The sequence below is a fragment of the Acetobacter estunensis genome (genome assembly GCF_011516945.1).
Taxonomy (GTDB): Bacteria; Pseudomonadota; Alphaproteobacteria; order Acetobacterales; family Acetobacteraceae; genus Acetobacter; species Acetobacter estunensis.
On record NZ_WOTH01000091.1, the window covers coordinates 1 to 1,682 of the forward strand.

The 1,682-nt window shown below is 60.8% G+C and carries 1 protein-coding gene and 1 pseudogene; one reads left to right on the forward strand and one right to left on the reverse strand.

The genetic code is table 11. From position 1 onward, the window contains the following. Nucleotides 1-32: 32 nt before the first annotated feature. A complete protein-coding gene (locus tag GOB87_RS16365) occupies nucleotides 33-1,403 on the forward strand; it encodes a hypothetical protein (protein ID WP_166319156.1) in 1,371 nt (456 codons plus the stop codon). 179 nt (nucleotides 1,404-1,582) lie between these two features. On the opposite strand, the pseudogene GOB87_RS16370 reads toward GOB87_RS16365, so the two are convergent. Then, nucleotides 1,583-1,682: pseudogene (locus tag GOB87_RS16370) on the reverse strand (IS5-like element ISMex42 family transposase); the annotation flags it as partial.

Below are 1,682 nucleotides of genomic sequence, written 5' to 3' on the forward strand. Positions count from 1 at the left end.
TGCTGTCCGTATCAGGAGACGCAGGAGCAGCCATGGCCGCAGACGAACTCACGGGACTGATCCGTTATCTCGGTCAGGAGGACTGGCAGGAGTGTTTTGGCGAAGTGCTCGCCGATCACATCGGTCCGGCGCTGGAAGTGGGCGACATCTCCTTCGAGGATCTGGCGGAGATGATCGGCCCCGACGTTGCCATGACGCTATGGGGCTGCGCCTTCGAGGATTTTCTCGGGCAGGACTGGGATGATGGCCGGAACTTCGTGGACGTTTACCTCAAGCATCGGGGCTGGAAGGAAGGGCCACGTAACAGCGCCTATATGCGTGCCCTCAAGGCTTCGGTCATGAGCCTGTATGAAGTCTCGGACATCAGACCCGGCCAGAGCCTGATGGCGCGAGACCTGCTGCGGGGTGGTGATCCGGTTCTGGTGCATGAAGGCACGGCAACCCGGACACTGGAGCAGTGGGACCGGATTGCAGCACGTCTCGTGCCGTCCGATGGAAAGACCATTCTGGCAGGCGGGCTGCTCGCCTATTCGCGGGGTGCCTGTGAGGATCTGGCTGCGAACCTTTACAGGGCTCTGCGGAAAAGACGGGGTAAGGCGGAGTTTCCGAAAGTCGATACGCAGACGCTGCGTGAGCTTGCGCCGATGTTCACGCTGACCTGGCTGTTCCGGACACTGGAGGACATGGCCCAGCAGATGGAGGGGCCAGCTTTGTTCAATGGGGACGGGGAGGATCTGGTCTTCCACGAAGTGTGTTTCCCGCTGGCAAAGGGCGTGACGCAGAAGATGGTGGCGGATGTGCTTGACGGGATGGCAGCCCTGCGGGCAGAGAGCCGGTCGTTCTGGAACTGGCTGAAAGAGCCGATGAGCGATCCCGTGCGCAAGGCTGGACGGGATGAAAACGGGCGGTTCCTGCGCACGGAGATGGATGACGGCGCGATCGTGCTGGGCACGCTGGATCTGAAGGGGCGGCAGTTGCGGCTGCAGGTGAACTCGAAAGAGCGCGCCGAACGTGGTCGTGCCATGCTGCAGGCTGGTCTGGGAGATTTCGTGCGCGCTCCGCTCACGCAGATCATGACGCCGGCGCAGGCGATGGAAGACCGGGGGATGCAGGGACGGGAGGTCTCGCCAGAACTGCAGATCCCGCCCGAGGAGGAAGCCCGGATTATCGGGCAGATGCTGGAGCGGCACTATCGGCAGGTGCTTGATGAGCCAGTCCCGGCCTTGGGGGATATGACGCCGCGCCAGGCCGTCCAGACAGCTTCAGGACGTAAAAAGGTGGCCATCTGGTTGAAGGATATCGAAAACACTACGGTCCGCGCCCAAGGGAGTGGCGGTGCCATGGCTGCCTACGATTTCGGGTGGATGTGGCACGAACTCGGAATCATCAGGCTTAGGAAATAGTCCGCTTACGCCTCATGTCGGTCATCCATGCGGTTGGGAGAGTTTCCCAAAAGCTGACATGAATCATCCGACGCTCTAACTGAAAATGTGGCGAGTGGAATTACGCAAGCATTCCACTCAGTCGAGGTTCGAATCTCGGCAGGCGGGCCCCGCCGAAACCGGATGAGAACTAGGGCCTGTTAGGGCTTGATCCAGTCTGCTGCGGCAGCGATGTGGATGACCGCGAGGAACGACGTTGCTGTTTTTTCATATCTGGTTGCGACAGCGCGCCACTCCTTG